General features: G+C 69.3%; 3 protein-coding genes. All 3 read left to right on the top strand.

Features of this window, described 5'->3' with window-relative positions; all coding sequences use genetic code 11:
* Window positions 1-236: 236 nt before the first annotated feature.
* Window positions 237-2,501, top strand: coding sequence for a hypothetical protein (locus OG455_RS18810; protein WP_266295226.1), 2,265 nt, complete (start codon window positions 237-239; stop codon window positions 2,499-2,501).
* A gap of 932 nt (window positions 2,502-3,433) precedes the next feature.
* Entirely contained in the window at window positions 3,434-3,988 is a 555-nt protein-coding gene (locus tag OG455_RS18805; protein ID WP_266295224.1) for a hypothetical protein, read from the top strand.
* A gap of 806 nt (window positions 3,989-4,794) precedes the next feature.
* A complete protein-coding gene (locus OG455_RS18800; RefSeq protein WP_266295222.1) occupies window positions 4,795-18,549 on the top strand; it encodes a hypothetical protein in 13,755 nt (4,584 codons plus the stop codon).
* The last annotated feature ends 41 nt before the right edge of the window (window positions 18,550-18,590 follow it).

Genomic DNA, 18,590 nt, shown 5'->3' with positions numbered 1-18,590 from the left:
ACGTACATGCTTCCGATGCCGGGGCGTCGATCCCACGTATCGCCGGCTCGGCTTCGGCCCCGCCGGTGGCGCGTCCGGTCCTGGGTCGATGTGCCGCCGAGCTATGTGATGGGGAGTCAGGACCGCAGGGAGCCGTCACATTGCCTGGTGGGCCGGGAGGATGAAAGGTCAGTGCGGTGACAGCTGTCGTGTCTGATGTCATGTTAGTTCTATGTGACATGCGACCATCTCGTGGCGTGAAGCGCTCCGTCACAGTGCCGGGTCTGTTGGTGCTGACAACGTTGGCCCTGACGGCTGCGGTTGTGCCGTCGTCGTCCGTGGGCTGGGCAGGTGCCGTGCGCCAGGCTCCGGCGGGGGCGGTCATGGCGGGTTCTGCGGCGGGCCGCTCCGCTGACGGGCAGCGCGTGCTGCGGTCGGCGGACATCCGCTGGCGTCTCGGGGAGGTCCGGTCGCTTCTGTGCGACCCGGAGCACGTCGCGGAGAAGAGCCCGGAGACCACGCTGAGGCTGTTCCCCGATGTCGCGGTGGACCTGACCGGGGGCGAGGTGCGGCCGGGTCCTGCGGGCGAGGTCGACTGGGCGGCGCAGGTGAAGGGGGATGCGGACGGGTCCGCCGACTTCCACTTCGACGCCCTGTGCACGGACCCGGCCTCGGCTCAGGTGGCCGGGCAGATCTCCACCGGCGGTCGCATCTATGCCCTGGCATCGACGTCACCGGGGACGGTGCGCGTGGAGGAGCTCAACCCGGCGTTCAGCGAGGAGGTGCCGGGTCAGTCGGACGAGGAGGTCGTTCCGCCGGACGACCCGTCCGCAGCGGGGCCCGGTCCCGGGGCTACCGCGGCGAAGCCGTCCGTGCGCGACGACCCGTCGGCCGACTGCGAGGGTGCCAAGGACGTCAACACCATCGACATGGCCATCTTCTACACCAAGGGGGCCGTGGCCAAGGCCGGTGGCGAGGACAAGGTCAAGGTCCAGGCGAAGCTGGGTGTGGACCTGACCAACCGGGGGTTCATCAACAGCGGGCTGGTCCTGCGGGTCCGACTGGTCTACCTCGGTCCGGCCGACGACGAGCCCGGGCTCCCGGCCGAGAATCCCAAGGAGACCGCGGAGTACCGGAAATGGGCGTCGGACAACGAGCTGTGGACCAAGTACTCGGTGGACGATGTCGCGGTGTTCCAGAGCGTCGGGGTGGGCACCGGATCCTGGGTGGAGGACCCGAAGCCCTCCAGCGGCAAGCGCATGTTCCTGATGATGAACGTCAACGCCGTCTCGAACTTCACGCTCGGGCACGAACTGGGCCACAACCTCGGCCTGGACCACGACTGGGTGGCTGAGCCGGCGCCGGGCAAGTATCCGCACGCCCACGGCTGGATCGCGCCGAGTAAGAAGTGGCGCACCATCATGGCCTACGACGACGGCTGCGACGGGTGCCGGCGGATCAACCGCTACTCCGACGCCACCGCGACCTACGAGGGCGAGCCACTGGGCGCGCCGGATTCTGCGGCCCAGCCCTCCGACGCGGTGCGGGTGGTCCGTAGGAATGCGCCGGTCGTGGCGGCGATGCAGCCGGAGAAGGTCCCGGCCGTCTACTGCCGCCTGACGGTGAAGCCCACCCCCGACACCGGTGGTAGCGCGACGGTCGACGTTCCCGGGCCGTACGACAAGGGGGCGCTGGTCCGGGCCACCGCCACGCCAAACCCGAACTTCCGGCTGATCGGCTGGTCGCTCGACGGCAAGCCCCTGGAGCCGGCCACCACCAGCACCTCGGTGAGCGTCCCGGTCGACGCCGACTCGACCCTGGAGGCCCGCTTCGGGCCGGTCGACTGCGCGCTGACCCTGCGGGCGCAGCCCGCCGAGGGGGGGACGGTTGCGGCCGACCGTCCGGCGCCGTACGGGTGCGGCTCCACGGTGACGGTGACGGCCACCGCAGCACCGGGCTGGACCTTCGCCAACTGGAGCGACGCGAACAGCCCGAGGACACGCGGCATCGTTGCGACGACGCCGGTGTACCAGTTCACGCTCGACCAGAACACGGCGATGACCGCGACCTTCACACAGACCGCCCCGACACCGACGCCGACGCCTCCGGTGCCGACGCCGACTCCCACGCCGACTCCCACGCCGACACCGACGCCTCCGGTGCCCACGCCGACGCCTCCGGTGCCCACGCCGACACCGACGCCTCCGGTGCCCACGCCGACACCGACGCCTCCGGTGCCCACGCCGACACCGACGCCGACTCCCACGCCGACACCTCCGGCTCCGACACCTCCGGCTCCGACGCCTCCGGTCCCGACGCCTCCGGCTCCGACACCTCCGGCTCCGACGCCTCCGGTCCCGACACCTCCGGTCCCGACACCTCCGGCTCCGACGCCTCCGAAGCCTCCGCTCCCCGACACAGGAGTGAACATCCTCTGGGCAGAGGTCGCAGCTGCAACCCTGCTCGCCGGTGGCATGGTGACCATCGTGGTGACGCGCAGGCGTAAGGCCAACGACGGGTAACCACCACACCGCCAAGCCCGGGGCAGGACCATCAGACCAACGGTCCTGCCCCGGGCCGACCCATGTAACCGGCATTCCAAGGAAGTTCGGGTGAACTCGTGGTGGTACCGCATGGCCTGGGACGCACGACTGGCGCACAAGTACGGCGGGTATGCAGAGGCCGGCAGAGGTCAGGAACGTATGGCCATCGGTCATCTTGTCGAACTACAACTTGCCTAAAGGGTTTAGCAGTTGACGGTCCAAGCGTTCGAGATTCCCAAGCTTATAGCGCGAGTTCGATTCTCGTCGCCCGCCCAGAGGTAGAGCCCCAGGTCAATGGCCTGGGGCTTTCTTGTTGTCCGGACTGATTCTGCAAGGTGATCCAGCGCCTGCTCCGGGCCGATCGGGAGTGTCTCCGGTCCGTGGCGCCAACTCTATTGGTGAGTAAGCGATATGGGGAGCACGACCTCGGCTGCTCTTATGGTGAGTCCGATCGGCGGCGCTGAAGCGGCGATCGCGTGACTTCCCCGTAAGTGCTGACACTCTGCGTTGTGGCCGCCCGCACCGTAGCCCGCCTTGGCCGGCCGTCCGGGCGGGCTCCGGCCGCTCGGGAGGGGTAGGGCACGGCCGGGTGTTCCGGCTGGGGCGGCCTCCCGCGTTTTAAGTGGGGCATAACGGACAATCGGCCCGTTGGTGGGTGTTGAGAGGCCGTATCCGAGGGAGCCCCTATGAACTGTCCGCGTCTGTCTTCGGGACTTGCCTGCGCCGCCGCGGTGACCGCTGCAGTCGTGGCGTTGCCGCTGTCGGTGACGCCGACCGCCTCCGCGGTGACGGCGTCGAGCGCTCAGGCTGTGCCGCGCTCCTCCGCTGCCAGGGCGCTGTCCCAGCCTGAGCCCGCGGCGAGCGCGGGCGGCTCCGCCACCGGGCCCGCCGCGACGTCCCACCCCGTGGAGGTGACTGTGCGGCACTCCGGCTCCGCGCTGACCGAGGGCACCGACATCGACTACACCGTCACCGTTCGCAACGCCACCGCCGGCCGCATGGAGCACCTCCAGGTCGCCCAGATGCTGTCCGCGGCGGTCCTTCCGGCGGCGATCTCCGATGGTGGCCAGAACACCGGTGCGCAGGTCCTGTGGGGCATCGACCTGGATCCCGGTCAGAGCCGCGACCTCCACGTGACCGGCCACCTGGGTACCCGCGCCCAACTCGCCGCCGCCCGAGCCCAAGGCATCCAGGTCCAGCAGCCCAACTCCGACACGGCGCGCCACTCCGCGGACACGCTGTCGAGCACCGCCTGCGTCCAGCGGGGCGACACCGGTCTCCTGCTGAGCTGCGCCTCCGACTCGGGCAGGGTCCAGGTCAACCCGCGGTTGGCCGCCGGGCATGGCAGCTGGTCCGGCCGGCTCGCCGGCGGGTGGCCGTGGGCCGTAGCCGCTGCGGCACTCCTCGCGGGGCTCGTCGCCGTCCGGACGGTCGTCCGCCGGCGCGGTAGGTCCGCTGCCGCCTAGTCCTGGGCCGGCCGGAGGGGCGGCCGCCATCGGCGGTCCGTGGGGGTACAGGTCCGCCGGGCGCTGTGCGCGGCCGGGTCCGCGCAGGCGCGGCACTTCGCGCGGCGCCTGCGCGCCTTCGACATCCAGGACAGGGCGGCCCGGGGCCCGGAGGCACCACCCACCCGAGTCCCGGGTGACGCGCCGAGCTGCCCTCGAGGCCTGCTCGCCGGGAAGCGGTCGCACGCCCGCGGCACGGCCCTGCGCTCGCAGGGCACGTTCCTGACGGGTAGTCAGCAGACGGAATCCCGGTCGGCGCCCTGAACGCGTCTGCACCGCCGGCGTTCTCTGCGCCGGGCATCGGTCAGTGCCGTGAGAGATCCAGTGTGTCGGTGTCCTGCTGCGGCGTTGTCTCGCCGGCCCGCGGCCCGCGGGGCACTGACCTGACTAGTCGTCATATCAGCGCACTGATGCGCTGAACGGGTTCATCTTTGCTGATCATCGCGCCGCCCTGGGGTGTCCGGCGATATCTGCGTCCTATAGGGCTCTCATATTTAGAAAGTCAGTTAATGCCCTGATGTGGACAGAACGGGAAGTCGATGCTCGACAGGTTGAAGCGTCTGACCGCGATGGCGGTGGCCTGCTTTCTGGTCTCGGCCGTGGCGCCGTTCTCGTCCTCAGCGGTGGCCCCCGCGGTTCCCCCCGCGTCTCAGCCGCGTGCCGCGGCGGGCACCTGTACGGCGAAGACGCCGGGCTTCAACCAGTGCCAGGTCTTCCGGACCGGCGCTTCCCCGCAGACGTTCACGCCGCCGGCTGGGACGCCCGCGGTGCGGTTCCATCTGTGGGGCGGCGGCGGTGGCAACTCGGCCGGCAGCACCGGGGTCGGGTTCGGGGGCGGCGGTGGCTACACCCAGGGGACCGTCTCGGCGCCGGTGGCGTCGTCGTATTCGATCAACGTGCCCGCAGGGGGCGGCGGGGCCTTCAACGCGGGGACCGGCGGTGGTGCGGCCTGGGTGAAGGACGCGTCCGGGGCGTTGCTGCTGGTCGCAGGGGGCGGGGGTGGCGGCGGCCGGGGGATCGCGGCGGTCGCGGGGGGTAACGGCGGGGCCGGTGGTGGCGCGAACGGTGCGAACGGCAGCGATGGTGGCGGCGCTGCGGCTGCCAAGGGCGGTGCCGGTGCGACCGGAGCCGTCGGAGGCGCGGCAGGGAGCGCAGGCACCCTCTCGGGCAAGGCGGGGACTGCGCAGCCGACCGGGGCCGGCGGTGCGGGCGGAACGGACGGGAACATCGCCACCAGCAACGCCGGCGGCGGCGGGGGAGCCGGCTATGCCGGTGGCGCGGGCGGTGACGCCGGCATCGTGACGCAGAGCGGCGCGGGCGGTGGCGGCGGCAGTGGCTTCGTGGACACCGGCAAGGTCCCGGACGGCACCACCACCGCGGGGGCGGGGCAGACCGCCGGCGGGACGGACGACCCGTTCTACGACAGCGACAAGTACGGTGCCCCGAAGACGGGCGGCGCGGTGGTCGTGGAGTGGTCGATCACGCCGGTGGACATCGTCTCGGCGAAGAACGGCGACACCATCGGGACGAGCACCGAGTTCAGCGGAACCGGTCTGCCGAAGTCCACGGTGACGCTCACGCGCGGCACGACGACCGTCGGCACGGCGACCGTCGCGGCCGACGGTACCTGGACGATCCTGGCCTCGGGCCAGTCGACGGGCACCAACGTGGTCTATACCGCGACCCAGACGTCCACCGGGAACCAGCCCGTCACGGACAGTGTCTCGGTCACGGTGGTCGCCACCGGCACCATCACGGGCAAGCCGGTGACACAGATCCAGACCTCGCCGACCGGCGCGTGCCAGGCGTTCTTCAACAGCGTGGCGCAGTTCTACGGCAGCCCTCAGAGCTGCGCCACGGCCATCAGTACGGGGAGCTCCCTCTGGGCGGGAGCCTTCTTCAACAGCGCGACCGCGCCGAGTGCTGTCAGCCAGACGCCGACCACCGGCTCGGGCACCTCGGCCGACCCGTTCACGATGACGACGGTGTTCTCGGTCGGGTCCGGCGCGCTGCGTCTGTCGCAGACGGAGACATACGTCAATGGCGAGAACGGCTTCCGGGTGGACATCACGGTCACCAACAGAAGCGCCTCCGCGCAGGCGGGCAATCTGTACCGGGGCGGCGACTGCCTTCTGGCGGGAGTCGACAGGAGTTTCGGCGCGGTGCTGCCCGCGGCGCCGGGGATGGGCAACGGCATCGCGTGCGTGCAGAAGGTCGACGGCACCGGGCAGGCGATGCTGCTCGTGCCGCTCACCGCCGGAAGCTCGTATGCCGAGGGGGCTCTCAGCAAGGTCAGGGACCCGGCGTCGACCGGCAAACCACTGCCCAACACGTGTGATTGCACGACGGAGCTCGACAGTGGGATGGGGATCTCGTGGCCGTATTCGCTGGCCCCGGGTACGTCCAAGACCTACAGCCTCTACAGCGGGTTCCGCCCGGACAAGGTGGCGGCGTTGACGTCGTCGAAGACGGTGACGCCGGGTAAGGTGCAGCCGGGCGAAACGGTCACTTACACGGTGAGTTTCAGCAATCCCAACACCTTTCCGATGAACACGTTCGGATTCACCGACACCCTGGACCCGCGGCTGGACTACGTGCCCGGTTCGACCAGCGGCAGCGGCACCAGCAGCGGCCTGCACGAGCCGACGGTCACCGGCTCCAAGGTGGCCTGGGGCGGCTTCTTCACCCTGGCCAAGGGCCCGGACCCGGGGAAGACCCCGGACCCGGCGTCGGTGTTCACGTTCACGTTCCAGGCGAAGGTGAAGGACACCGCGACACTGGGCACAGCCACCAACGACTTCTCCGGCGACGGTATCGCGCCGCTGTCGCAGGTGGCACCGGTCCTGATCGCGCCGCTCGCGGACCTGACGGTGACCAAGTCCGTGGACAAGCCGTCGGTGCTGACCGGCGGGCAGGCGGTGTTCACCCTCACCGCGCGGAACGACGGCCCGAACGCGGCGGCCAACGTCGTCCTGACGGACAAGTTGCCGACCGGTCTGACCTACGTCTCGGACGACTCCGGCGGCAAGTACGACAAGACCGCCGGCACCTGGACGGTCGGCGCGCTCGCCAAGGGCGCGACGGCGACTCTGAAGATCACGGTCAAGGGGACGACGGAGGGCGACTACGTCAACGCCGTGACGGCGCTGACCTCGGACACGACGAACACCAAGCCGCTGTGCGCGGATGCCACGGACCCTTCGACGTGCCCGAACGCCAAACTCTCGGTGCGTTCCAGTGACCTGGTGATGACCGCGGCCACCGCCCCGAACCCGGTGGCGCCCGGCGGCACGTCCGTGGCGACGCTGACCGTGACCAACAACGGCCCGTCCACGACGGCGTCCCCGGCGACCGTGACGTTCACGCTGCCGCAGCGCACCACGCCCGGCTCGCCGCTGCCGGCCGGCTGCGTGGCGGCGGCCGACGGGAAGTCGGTCACCTGCACCGTTCCCGCGGGCCTGGCCAAGGGCGCCAAGACCGACCTCCCGGTCCCGCTGGTCGTCGCCTCGAACGCCCCGCTGGCGACCGCGCTCACGGGCGGTTCGGTGGTGGTGGCGTCCGCCGACGATCTGAACACGGCGAACAACACGGCGGCCGTCCCGCTCTCCACGACGGCCAGGGCGTCGAACGACCTGGCGATGTCGGTGACCGCGCCGACCGCGCCGGTGATTCCGGGCACGACGACCACCGTGACCGGGACGGTGACGAACGGTGGTCCGTCGGACACCACGTCGGTGTCGGCGGTGACGTTCACGCTGCCGGGCAGCACGACGGCCGCCGCGACGCAGCCTTCGGGCTGCACCGTGGCGGCGGACAAGAAGTCGGTGACGTGCACGATCCCGGCCGGGCTGAAGAACGGCGCCGCGGCCTCGTTCGCCATCTCGGTGGTGGTGGACTCGGCCGCGCCGCTGGGCGCGACGTTGTCGGGTGGCAGCGCCGCGGTCGTGAACAGCGAGGATCCGCTGGCGACGAACAACGTGGTGAACTTCCAGTTGACGACCACGGCGGCGGCGTCCGCTGATCTGTCGATCACGAAGAAGGCCGAGGGCACTGGCTCTGTCGTGCCCGGTGGGAACCTCGTGTACGACATCGTCGTGGCGAACGCCGGGCCGTCGCAGGCGACCAATGTCATCGTGACCGATGCGCTCCCGGTCGCCCTGAACTTCGTGTCCTCGGATTCGGGCTGCACGGCGTCGGGTCAGACGGTGACCTGCGGTCCGGTCGCGACGCTGAACGCGGGCGCGACGAAGACCATCAGGCTCACCGTCCAGCTGGATTCGGCGTACTCCGGTGACGGCAGTGACATCAGGAACCAGGCGTCGGTGAAGTCGGACGCCGCGGACCCGAACATGGCGAACAACACCTCGGACGCCTCGACCGGTGGTCTGCCGGGTCCGGGGCCGGGTCCGAATCCTCCGTTGAAGGCGTCGGCGGATCTGTCGATCGCGAAGAAGGCCGAGGGCACCACGGCGGTCGCTCCTGGGCAGTCGTTCGTCTATGACCTCACCGTGACGAACGGCGGTCTCTCGCAGGCGAAGAACGTGACGGTGACGGATGTGCTGCCGGCGGGGCTGCTCTTCCAGCCGTCCGCGGGCTGCACGGCGTCGGGTCAGACGGTGACGTGTGGTCCGCTGGCGACGTTGGATGCCGGCCAGGCGCAGGTCTTCAAGGTGGCCGTGCAGCTGGATCCGGCTTATGCCGGGGATGGCAGTGACATCAGGAATCAGGCGTCGGTGAAGTCCGACACCGCGGACCCGAACATGGCCAACAACACCTCCGACGCGTCGACTGGTGGTCTGCCGGGTCCGGGTCCCGGTCCGAACCCGCCGGCGAAGCCGAGTGCGGACCTGTCGATCATCAAGAAGGCCGAGGGCACCACCGCGGTCGCGCCCGGCCAGACGTTCATCTACGACATCACCGTCACAAATGGCGGGCCGTCGCAGGCGAAGAACGTGACGGTGACGGACGCGTTGCCGGCGGGACTGATCTTTCAGCCGTCCGCGGGCTGCTCGGCGTCGGGTCGGACGGTGACCTGCGGTCCGGCGGCAACGCTGGGCGTCGGCAAGACCCAGGTCTTCAAGGTGACCGTCCAACTGGATCCGGCCTACGCCGGTGATGGCAGTGACATCAGGAATCAGGCGTCGGTGAAGTCCGACACCGCGGACCCGGACACGTCGAACAACACCTCGGACGCCTCGACCGGTGGTCTGCCTGGTCCGGGTCCGGGTCCGAATCCTCCGTTGAAGCCGAGTGCGGATCTGTCGATCACGAAGAAGGCTGAGGGCGCCACCGCGGTCGCGCCTGGTCAGTCGTTCGTCTATGACCTCACGGTGGCGAACGGCGGGCCGTCGCAGGCGAAGAACGTCGTGGTCACCGACACGCTGCAGAAGGAGCTGAAGTTCGTCTCCTCTGCCGACGGCTGCACTGCCGCAGATCAGATCGTGACCTGCGGTCCGCTCGCGACGTTGGACGCGGGCAAGACACAGGTCTACAGGATCACCGTGCTGCTGGATCCGGCGTATGCGGGTGATGGCAGTGACATCAGGAATCAGGCGTCGGTGAAGTCCGACACCGCGGACCCGGACAGGTCGAACAACACCTCGGACGCGTCGACTGGTGGTCTGCCTGGTCCGGGTCCGGGTCCGAATCCTCCGTTGAGGCCGAGCGCGGATCTGTCGGTCACGAAGAAGGCGGAGGGCACGAGCTCGGTCGCTCCTGGGCAGTCGTTCGTCTATGACGTCACGGTGGCGAATGGCGGGCCGTCGCAGGCGAAGAACGTGACGGTGACGGATGTGCTGCCGGCGGGGCTGATCTTCCAGCCGTCCGCGGGCTGCACGGCGTCGGGTCAGACGGTGACGTGTGGTCCGCTGGCGACGTTGGATGCCGGCCAGGCGCAGGTCTTCAAGGTGACCGTGCAGCTCGACCAGGCCTACGCCGGCGATGGCTCGGACATCAGGAATCAGGCGTCGGTGAAGTCCGACACGGCGGACCCGAACATGGCCAACAACACCTCCGACGCGGCAACCGGCGGCCTGCCGGGTCCGAACCCCGGTCCGAACCCGCCGTTGAAGCCGAGCGCGGATCTGTCGATCACGAAGAAGGCGGAGGGCACGAGCTCGGTCGCTCCTGGGCAGTCGTTCGTCTATGACCTCACCGTGACGAACGGCGGCCTCTCGCAGGCGAAGAACGTGACGGTGACGGATGTGCTGCCGGCGGGGCTGCTCTTCCAGCCGTCCGCAGGCTGCTCGGCGTCGGGTCAGACGGTGACGTGTGGTCCGCTGGCGACGCTGAATGTCGGCCAGGCGCAGGTCTTCAAGGTGGCCGTGCAGTTGGATCCGGCTTATGCCGGGGACGGGTCGGACATCAGGAATCAGGCGTCGGTGAAGTCCGACACGGCCGATCCGGATCTGTCGAACAACACCTCGGATGCCTCGACCGGTGGTCTGCCGGGTCCGGGTCCGGGTCCGAATCCGCCGTTGAAGCCGAGTGCGGATCTGTCGATCACGAAGAAGGCGGAGGGCACGAGCTCGGTCGCTCCCGGCCAGTCGTTCGTCTATGACGTCACGGTGGCGAATGCCGGTCCGTCGCAGGCGAAGAACGTGACGGTGACGGACGCGCTGCCGGCGGGGCTGCTCTTCCAGCCGTCCGCAGGTTGCACGGCGTCGGATCAGACGGTGACGTGTGGTCCGGCGGCGACGTTGGATGCCGGCCAGGCGCAGGTCTTCAAGGTGGCCGTGCAGCTGGACCCGGCCTACGCCGGTGACGGGTCGGACATCAAGAACCAGGCGTCGGTGAAGTCCGACACGGCGGATCCGAACATGGCCAACAACACCTCCGACGCGGCAACCGGCGGCCTCCCCGGTCCGGGTCCGGGTCCGAACCCGCCGTTGAAGCCGAGCGCGGATCTGTCGATCACGAAGAAGGCCGAGGGCACGAGCTCGGTCGCTCCTGGTCAGACGTTCGTCTATGACGTCACGGTGGCGAATGCCGGGCCGTCGCAGGCGAAGAACGTCGTGGTGACCGATGCGCTCCCGGCCGCGTTGAAGTTCGTTTCCTCGGATGCGGGTTGCACGGCTGCGGCGCAGTCGGTGACCTGTGGGCCGATCGCGACGGTGAACGTGGGCGCGACGTCGACCATCAGGCTCACGGTGCAGTTGGATCCGGCGTACTCCGGGGACGGGTCGGACATCAGGAATCAGGCGTCGGTGAAGTCCGACACGGCGGACCCGAGCACCGCCAACAACACCTCCGATGCGTCGACTGGTGGTCTGCCCGGTCCGAACCCCGGTCCGAATCCTCCGTTGAAGCCGAGTGCGGATCTGTCGATCACGAAGAAGGCCGAGGGCACCACTGCGGTCGCTCCTGGGCAGTCGTTCAGCTACGACATCACCGTGACGAACGGCGGCCTCTCGCAGGCGAAGAACGTGACGGTGACGGATGTGCTGCCGGCGGGGCTGCTCTTCCAGCCCTCCGCGGGCTGCTCGGCGTCGGGTCAGACGGTGACGTGTGGTCCGCTGGCGACGTTGGATGTCGGCCAGGCGCAGGTCTTCAAGGTGACCGTGCAGCTCGACCAGGCCTACGCCGGCGATGGCTCGGACATCAGGAATCAGGCGTCGGTGAAGTCCGACACCGCGGACCCGGACCTGGTGAACAACACCTCCGACGCGACCACCGGCGGCCTGCCCGGTCCCGGCCCGGGGCCGAACCCGCCGGCACCGGCGAAGGCTGATCTGGGGATCACGAAGGCGCCGGTCGGCACAACCGCGGTGGCTCCGGGTGAGATGTTCGAGTACCAGTTGACGGTGGCGAACACCGGCCCGTCGCAGGCGAAGAACGTCGTGGTCACCGACACGCTGCAGAAGGAGCTGAAGTTCGTCTCCTCGACCGACGGTTGCGCGGTTGCGGGGCAGGTGGTCACGTGTACGGGTCCCGCGGCGCTGGACTCTGCCGCGACCAAGACCTACAAGATCAAGGTCCAACTGGATCCGGCTTATGCCGGGGATGGCAGTGACATCAGGAACCAGGCGTCGGTGAAGTCCGACACCGCGGACCCGAACATGGCCAACAACACCTCGGACGCGTCGACCGGCGGCCTGCCGGGCCCTGGTCCCGGTCCGAATCCACCGTTGAAGCCGAGTGCGGATCTGTCGGTCGCGAAGAAGGCTGAGGGTGCCACCGGTATCGCTCCTGGTCAGATGTTCGTCTATGACGTCACGGTGGCGAATGCCGGGCCGTCGCAGGCGAAGAACGTCGTGGTGACCGATGTTCTTCCGGCCGCGTTGAAGTTCGTTTCCTCGGATGCGGGTTGCACGGCTGCGGCGCAGTCGGTGACCTGTGGGCCGATCGCCACGGTGAACGTGGGCGCGATGTCGATCATCAGGCTCACGGTGCAGTTGGATCCGGCGTATGCGGGTGATGGCAGTGACATCAGGAATCAGGCGTCGGTGAAGTCGGACACGGCGGATCCGGACCTGTCGAACAACACCTCGGATGCCTCGACCGGTGGTCTGCCGGGTCCGAACCCCGGTCCGAATCCGCCGTTGAAGCCGAGTGCGGATCTGTCGATCACGAAGAAGGCCGAGGGCACCACTGCGGTCGCGCCTGGGCAGTCGTTCGTCTACGACATCACCGTGACGAACGGTGGCCTTTCGCAGGCGAAGAACGTGACGGTGACGGATGTGCTGCCGGCGGGGCTGATCTTCCAGCCGTCCGCAGGTTGCACGGCGTCGGGTCAGACGGTGACGTGTGGCCCGGCGACGACGCTGGATGTCGGCCAGGCGCGGGTCTTCAAGGTGACGGTCCAGTTGGATCCGGCCTACGCCGGGGATGGCAGTGACATCAGGAATCAGGCGTCGGTGAAGTCCGACACGGCCGATCCGGATCTGTCGAACAACACCTCGGACGCCTCGACCGGTGGCCTGCCCGGCCCCGGCCCGGGTCCGAACCCGCCGTTGAAGCCGAGTGCGGATCTGTCGATCACCAAGAAGGCGGAGGGCACCACCGCTGTCGCTCCCGGCCAGTCGTTCGTCTATGACGTCACGGTGGCGAATGCCGGTCCGTCGCAGGCGAAGAACGTGACGGTGACCGACGTACTGCCGGCGGGGCTGATCTTCCAGCCGTCAGCGGGCTGCACTGCTTCAGGACAGACGGTGACCTGCGGTCCGGCCGCAGCTCTGGATGTCGGTCAGACCCAGGTCTTCAAGCTGACGGTCCAACTGGACCCGGCCTACGCCGGCGATGGCTCGGACATCAGGAACCAGGCGTCGGCGAGGTCCGACACCGCGGACCCGAACATGGCCAACAACACCTCGGACGCGTCCACTGGCGGCCTGCCTGGCCCCGGTCCGGGGCCGAACCCGCCGTTGAAGCCGAGTGCGGATCTGTCGATCACGAAGAAGGCCGAGGGCACCGGTTCTGTGGTGCCTGGTGGGACCCTTGTGTACGACATCACGGTGGCGAACGCCGGTCCGTCGCAGGCGAAGAACGTCGTGGTGACCGATGTTCTTCCGGCCGCGTTGAAGTTCGTGTCCTCGGATGCGGGTTGCACGGCTGCGGCGCAGTCGGTGACCTGTGGGCCGATCGCCACGGTGAACGTGGGCGCGACGTCGACCATCAGGCTCGCGGTGCAGCTGGATCCGGCGTACTCCGGGGACGGGTCGGACATCAGGAATCAGGCGTCGGTGAAGTCGGACACGGCGGATCCGGATACGGCGAACAACACCTCGGACGCCTCGACCGGTGGCCTGCCTGGCCCCGGTCCGGGGCCGAACCCGCCGTTGAAGCCGAGTGCGGACCTGTCGATCACCAAGAAGGCCGAGGGCACCACCGCTGTCGCTCCTGGCCAGACGTTCGTCTACGACATCACCGTGACGAACGGCGGCCTCTCGCAGGCGAAGAACGTGACGGTGACCGACGTACTGCCGGCGGGGCTGATCTTCCAGCCCTCCGCCAACTGCTCGGCCTCGGGGCAAACGGTGACGTGCGGTCCGCTGGCGACGCTGGACGTCGGCCAGGCGCAGGTCTTCAAGGTGACGGTCCAGCTGGATCCGGCCTACGCCGGGGATGGCAGTGACATCAGGAATCAGGCGTCGGTGAAGTCGGACACGGCCGATCCGGACCTGTCGAACAACACCTCGGACGCCTCGACCGGTGGCCTGCCTGGCCCGGGTCCCGGTCCGAACCCGCCGTTGAAGCCGAGTGCGGATCTGTCGATCACGAAGAAGGCCGAGGGCGCCACCGCTGTCGCTCCTGGCCAGACGTTCGTCTACGACATCACCCTGTCGAACGCCGGTCCGTCGCAGGCGAAGAACGTGACGGTGACCGACGTACTGCCGGCGGGGCTGATCTTCCAGCCCTCCGCCAACTGCTCGGCCTCGGGTCAGACGGTGACCTGTGGTCCGGCGGCGACGCTGGACGTCGGCCAGGCGCAGGTCTTCAAGGTGACGGTCCAGCTGGATCCGGCCTACGCCGGTGATGGCAGTGACATCAGGAACCAGGCGTCGGTGAAGTCCGACACCACGGACCCGAACACCGCCAACAACACCTCCGACGCCTCGACCGGTGGCCTGCCTGGCCCGGGTCCCGGTCCGAACCCGCCGTTGAAGCCGAGCGCGGATCTGGCGATCACGAAGAAGCCGGCCTCGACGGTCCCGGTTCCGCCGGGCGGCACCTTCGACTACGCGATCACTGTGACGAACAGCGGTCCGTCGCTGGCCAAGGCCGTCGTCATGACGGACACCCTGCCGGCGCACCTGAGCTTCGTGTCCGCCTCCGACGGCTGCACCGCCTCTGGCCAGGCCGTCACCTGCCCGGCGCTGCCGACGCTGGCAGCGCAGGCCACTCACGTCTACACGGTGAAGGTGATGCTGGACCCCGACTACACCGGGGACGGCTCGGACATCAGGAACCAGGCGTCGGTGCAGTCGGACACGGCGGATCCGGACCTGTCGAACAACATCTCGGACGCCTCGACCGGCGGCCTGCCGGGCCCGAACCCCGGTCCGAACCCCGCTCCGAACCCGCCGGCGCCGCCGAGCGCCGACCTGGCGATCACGAAGAAGGCGGTCGGGACCGCGCCCGTCGCTCCCGGCGGGGAGTTCGAGTACGAGGTCGTGGTGACGAACAACGGCCCGTCCCCCGCGAAGAACGTCAACGTGACGGACAACCTGCCCAGCGCTCTGACCTTCGTCTCCGGCGCCGGCTGCGCGTCACAGGACTCGAAGACGGTGACCTGCGGGCCGGTGGTGTCGTTGGCGCCGAAGGCCACGCAGGCCTACCGGATCAAGGTCATGCTGGACCCGCACTACACCGGTGACGGCAGTGACATCAGGAACCAGGCGTCGGTGAAGTCCGACACCGCGGACCCGGACCTGTCGAACAACACCTCGGACGCCTCGACCGGTGGCCTGCCGGGCCCCGGCCCGGGGCCGAACCCGCCGACGCCGCCGAGTGCCGACCTGGCGATCACGAAGGCTCCCGAGGGCACCACCGCCGTCCCGCCCGGTGGCACGTTCACCTACGACCTGACGGTGACCGACCACGGCCCGTCGCCGGCGAAGAACGTCAGGGTGACCGACGCGCTGCCGCAGGCCCTGAAGTTCGTCTCGTCGCCGGACGGCTGCGCGGCCTCGGGACAGAACGTGTCCTGCGGCCCGGTCGGCGAGATGCTGAACGCCGCCGTCACGGTGTTCAGGATCGTGGTCCAGCTCGACCCGGCCTACGCCGGCGACGGATCAGAGATCAAGAACACGGCCTCGGTGACCAATGACGTCGCCGACCCGGACCCGTCGAACAACACGTCGGACGCCTCGACCGGCCACCTGCCCGGTCCCGGCCCCGGCCCGTTCCCGCCGGCGAAGCCGTCCGCGGACCTGGCGATCACCAAGGCACCGGTCGGCACCACTGCGGTCTCGCCCGGTGAGACCTTCGACTACGAGCTCGCCGTGACCAACAACGGGCCGTCGGTGGCCAGGAACGTGGTGGTGACCGACGCTCTGCAGAACGCGCTGGTCCTCGTCTCGTCGCCGGACGGCTGCACGGCCGCCGGCCAGAGGGTGACCTGTCCGACGGTGCCGGTCATCGCGGCCAAGGAGACGAAGAAGTTCACGATCAAGGTGCGGTTGGATCCGGCCTACTCCGGTGACGGCAGCGACATCAGGAACCAGGCGTCGGTGACGTCGGACACGGCGGATCCGGACCTGTCGAACAACACCTCCGACGCGTCGACCGGCCACCTGCCGGGCCCGACCCCGCCCGGCCCGGTCCCGCCGACTCCCGGGCCGAAGAAGGCCGACCTGGCGATCACGAAGAAGCCCGTCGGAACCGCTCCGGTCGCACCCGGCACCGACTTCGACTACGCGGTCACCGTGACCGACAACGGGCCTTCGCAGGCCGCGAACGTGGTGGTGACCGACATGCTGCCGGCCCCGCTGGCCTTCGTCTCCTCCCCGGACGGCTGCACCGCGGCCGGCACCCCGTACTCCGGCTCCGAGAAGGTGACGTGTCCGACCCTGGCGACGCTGGAGGTGAAGGGGCAGAAGACCTTCACCATCCGGGTGAAGCTGGCGGACGTCTACTCCGGTGACGGCAGCGACATCAGGAACCAGGCGTCGGTGACGTCGGACACGGCGGACCCGGACCTGTCGAACAACACGTCCAACGCCTCGACGGGCGGTCTGCCGGGTCCGAACCCCGGTCCGAACCCGCCGGCCAAGCCGTTCGCGGACCTGGCGCTGACCAAGACGGGCATCGGCACGGGCGCGAAGGTCCCGCCGGGCGGCACCTTCGTCTACGACCTCAAGGTGACCAACAACGGTCCGTCGACGGCGAGGAACGCCGTCGTGGCCGACCTCCTGCCCAAGCAGCTGAGGTACGTGTCCTCGGACCTTGCCGCCTGCACCGCGTCCGGCGTGCCGTACTCCGGGCAGGAGAAGGTGACCTGCTCGCTCGGGGACCTCGGGAACGGGGCGGTCGAGGAGCTGAGGATCACGGTCCGGATCGATCCCGCGTTCCGGCCGGCCGGCTCCGGCCAGGCTCCGGAGATCGTGAACACCGCGACGGTGGCCTCGGATTCCGCCGACCCGAACCAGGCGAACAACTCGGCGTCGGCGTCCGGAGTCCCGGGCGGCATCGACGAACCGGTGACGGACCTCGCCGTCACCAAGGAGTTCGACCCGAAGACGCCCGGGCCGGTGTCGCCGGGCGAGACCTACAGCTACCTGATCACGATCACGAACCTGGGCCCGTCCGAGGCGGCACGGTCCTACCGGGTCGTCGACACCCTGCCGGCGGGCCTGGCCGTGGTCGGCTACACCAACGCCGACACCGGTCGGCAGCTGGACTGCGCCGTCAACGGCCTGGTCCGGGACTGCCTGGTCGGCGATCGGCTGGCGGTCGGCCAGAAGGTGGTGACGCGGATGACCGTCCGACTCGGCCCGGACTACGCCGGTGACGGTTCGGACATCGCCAACAGCGTCGTGGTCAGCGCGGGTGACGCCGACCCGAACGAGCGGAACAACACCGACTCGGTGACCGGCCTGCCGGACCCGGCCTGCGAGGACCCGAAGGCGAGCCCGGCCGCGCCCGGTTGCCCGGGCAAGCCGGGCAAGCCGAAGAGCACGCTGGTGGTCAGCACCGACAACCAGCACGACGAGAAGTACCCGGGAGAGATCCGGCAGCTGGCCTTCGAGGTGATCAACCTCGGCCCGTCCACCCTGCGGGATCCGGCGGTGCTGACCGTGCGGGTGCCCGACCACCTCCGCGGACCGAACGAGCAACTGCCGCCGGAGTGCACGGCGAACCAGGAGAACACCCTGATCACCTGCCGGATCCCGGCGGGCCTCAAGCCGCAGGGCAAGTACAGCACCGGCGAACTCCGGTTCCCGGTCGATCCGTTGGCGCTGGGCGGCGAGACGGTGACCGGTACCGAGACGGTCTCCTACCAGGGGCCGGAGGGTCAGGCGCAGGCCACCGGGAACTGGACCACCTACATCAAGCCCCGGCAGGCCGGGCTGGTGGTCACCAAGACCGCGGTGCCGCCGGTGAACGGCGGGCCGGTGTCAGTGTCGAACCCGTTCGACTACGTCATCACGGTGACCAACAAGGGCCCGAGCGCGGCACGGAACGTCTTCGTCACCGACCCGCTGCCCAAGGCGCTGGTGTTCGCCGGATCCGCGACCGGCTGCCGTGCCGCGGGGCAGGTCGTGACCTGCCCGGTCCACGATCCGCTGCTCTCCGGCGCCACGGTCACCGAACGGATCTCGGCGAAGCTGTCCCCCTCCTACCGCGGGGACGGAACGGACATCTTCAACACGGCCACGGTGCACTCCGACACCCCGAACCCCCTGCCCGACACCAACCCCGACGGAACCGGCGGGCTGGACGGGATCAAGGTCATCACCGAGATCCCGCTGCCGGACACCGGTGCCGGAGACCTGCCGGTGGAACTCGGCTGGGCCGTGCTGCTGACCGGCGTTGGCGCCGGGACGTACGTTGTCGTCCGGCGGCGCCGACGGCGAGCGTGACACCGCTGAGCCGGGAGGCTTCCAGGTCGTAGCAGCCGAAG

The organism is Kitasatospora sp. NBC_01287 (genome assembly GCF_026340565.1).
Classification (GTDB): domain Bacteria; phylum Actinomycetota; class Actinomycetes; order Streptomycetales; family Streptomycetaceae; genus Kitasatospora.
This window is presented reverse-complemented; position numbering and strand designations above follow the sequence as displayed.